Source organism: Streptomyces sp. NPDC050743 (assembly GCF_044456925.1).
GTDB lineage: Bacteria > Actinomycetota > Actinomycetes > Streptomycetales > Streptomycetaceae > Streptomyces.
The window spans coordinates 1-2,572 of record NZ_JBITGJ010000280.1 but is presented as its reverse complement, the minus strand read 5'-3'; the positions used below and the strand labels follow the sequence as shown (position 1 = coordinate 2,572).

The 2,572-nt window shown below is 68.1% G+C and carries 1 protein-coding gene; it reads right to left on the bottom strand.

All coding sequences use genetic code 11. The annotated features are described in order from the left end of the window. Positions 1 to 92: 92 nt before the first annotated feature. Entirely contained in the window at positions 93 to 1,868 is a 1,776-nt protein-coding gene (gene ltrA / locus ACIBJF_RS52945; RefSeq protein ID WP_399185044.1) for a group II intron reverse transcriptase/maturase, read from the bottom strand. Between the last annotated feature and the right edge of the window lie 704 nt (positions 1,869 to 2,572).

Below are 2,572 nucleotides of genomic sequence, written 5' to 3'. Positions count from 1 at the left end.
TCGGCCTGTCGGGTAGCCGGGGCACATTGCTGTGCCCCGGCCCCCTGAGAACCGTGCGGGCGGGTTGGCCCCGCACACGGCTCAAGCAGGCCCTATGGCTCGCGGGCGGGCAGAAGTACGGGCCCGTGGCCGCCGGTGGCTTGGAGCCGTCGGCGGCAATGGGCGTGCAGGAGAGCGGTAGGTGGTGCGTCCGGTGTGCCCGGCCCGGTCGGGACGATCGCCTTGCGGGTGATCGCCTTGCGGGTTGCCCGCAGCCACTGCTCCCACTCGGTGGGGCTGGTGGGCGGGTGATCGGCGTGCAGCAGGAGGGATCTGCAGACCGGACAGCGTCCGTTCTGGCGTTTGAGCAGGTGCCAGTCGGTCTTGTCGATCAGCGGGATCACCGTCTTGCGCCGCCGCCGGGCCCAGTACTCGCCAAGGCTCGGGTCGTCCGGGGACGCTCCGAGCTTGACGAGCTGGTGCCGGACGATCTTCGTCCACGCGAACTTGGTCAGGAACCGGCCGCTGGCCCGGTCTCCGAAGACCCACCGGTCACCCCGGCGGGGGTTGAACGCTCCGAAGTACCGGTGCACGATCCAGTCCCGTGACTTGTTCGTGTGTTCGTGCTTGGCCCACTTGTAGGCGAGCTTCCACACGTAGAAGTCCAACGAGTTGAAGATGTCGCTGGACACCCCGGTCCGGAAGTAGGCGGACCAGCCCCGGGTGATCGGGTTCAAGGTCCTGATCACCGCCTCGGCGTTCGAGCCGCGCAGGGCCCGCATCTCGGCGGCGAGCCGCTTCCGGATCCGCTTGACGGACGCCTTGCTGGGTTTGATCAGCAGCTTCCGGTTGCGATACAGCCTGATGTGGAAGCCCAGGAAGCAGAAGCCCTCGGTGAGGTGGACGACGCGCGTCTTGTCCTCGTTGAAGGCCAGCCCTCGGGGCTCCAGCCAGGCGGCGAGCCGCTGCTTGACCTGTTCGGCCTGCTCACGGCTGTAGCACATCGCCACCAGATCGTCTGCGTACCTCACCAGCACGGGGCTGCCCCGCATCGCGCTCCCGGCGTTGTGACCGGTCGCGCGGTAGCGGACCCCGGCGGCCTCCTCCATCCCGTGCAAAGCCACATTCATCATCAACGGGCTGATCACACCGCCCTGGGGAGTTCCCTCCTGGGTCGGGGTGAACCGGCCGTCTTCGACCACACCGGCCTTCAGCCACTGCCGGACAAGCTCCCGCGCGGGGAACGTGCCGAGCTGAGCGAGAAGGTGATCATGGTCGATTCGGTCGAATGCCGCCGCCAAGTCCGCGTCAAGTACCCATGGCCGTCGGGGGTTGGGCCCCTTGCCGGTCAGATAGATGGACTCGATCGCGTCATGGCAGCCGCGGCCCGGCCGAAATCCATAGGACCTCGGTTCGAACCGCGCCTCCCACTCGGGCTCCAGCGCACCGAGGACCACGGCCTGAAGGCAGCGGTCCAAGATCACGGGAATGCCGAGCGGGCGCCGACGACCGTCGGGCTTGGGCACGTACACCCGCTTGACGGGTCGGGCCGTCCACGACGCGGAGCGGCGCTGCACCCAGTCGGCCACCTCGGCCTTGCCGGGCGCGGTCAGCACCACCTTGCCGTCGACGCCCGCCGTCTCGCGGCCAGCGTTGACCTCCGTCACCCGCCGCACCGCATGCAGGGCGTTGGCGCGGGAGCGGAGCAACAACTTCTGCAGATTGCGGACCTTCTTCAGGTCCCCGGCCTGCGATGCCGTGAAGATCCTCTGCCGCAGCCGCCGTACGTCGTCCTCCACCCGCCGCCAGTCGATCGACAGCCAGTCGGTGACGCCGTCCTCGGGTCCGTTCACCTCGGCGGCATCGGACACGGCGACCGCGGTCGTCATGCTCGTTTCAGCCGGTTCAGCGTCCAACTTGTCCCTCGGTTCCGCCGTCTTCGAGCAGTTCCACTTCACAGGCCCACCAGACCCACGTCAGCACCCTTTCGGGTCCGGGCAGAGCCCGTATCCGGCCGGTTATACGGGACGACCGGCGGAGGGGCCGGTCGTGCTGTCCCGCCTTCCCGCTGCCTTTCGGCCGCCGGCGTTCGCTTCTTGGGTCCTCCTGTTCCCGCCGGGGAGTTGAGCTCTCCTCGCGGTCGGCCGACCGCACACCCTCGGGCATGCGGACCCCGACGGGGTTTCCGCGTTACGCACGTGCGAGATCCGACTGGGATGGGCGCTCCCTATATCCCGGGAAACAGCGGTGTCCTACGGCCGCATGTCGCGTCCCACAGCCGCCGCCTGCCGCCTCACAACGGCTGGTTTCCTAGACCCCGGCACCGCTATCCATCATCCGAGGCTGAACGTGACGAGACATCAACCAGGAGTTCACACGAGTTCGCCCGCTCAGTCTTCCCCTTCGCCTGTGGCTCCCGGATGGCACGGGCGCCCTTGGGCTTGACCCCCTGAGCTCCGTACCCCGCGGTTACCCGCGACGCACGTCAGGGTGGGGACGGACCTTGGACACTGGTCCGGAACTACACCTTCACCATCGAACCTCCTACCGGTGAGTTCACTCGCATCGTGCGCCCTCGCGTCGCACCGCTCAT

What these genes read in the sequence shown, in the direction of transcription:
- ltrA (WP_399185044.1), bottom strand. Translation starts at nt 1,868, where the DNA reads ATGACGACCGCGGTCGCCGTGTCCGATGCCGCCGAGGTGAACGGACCC.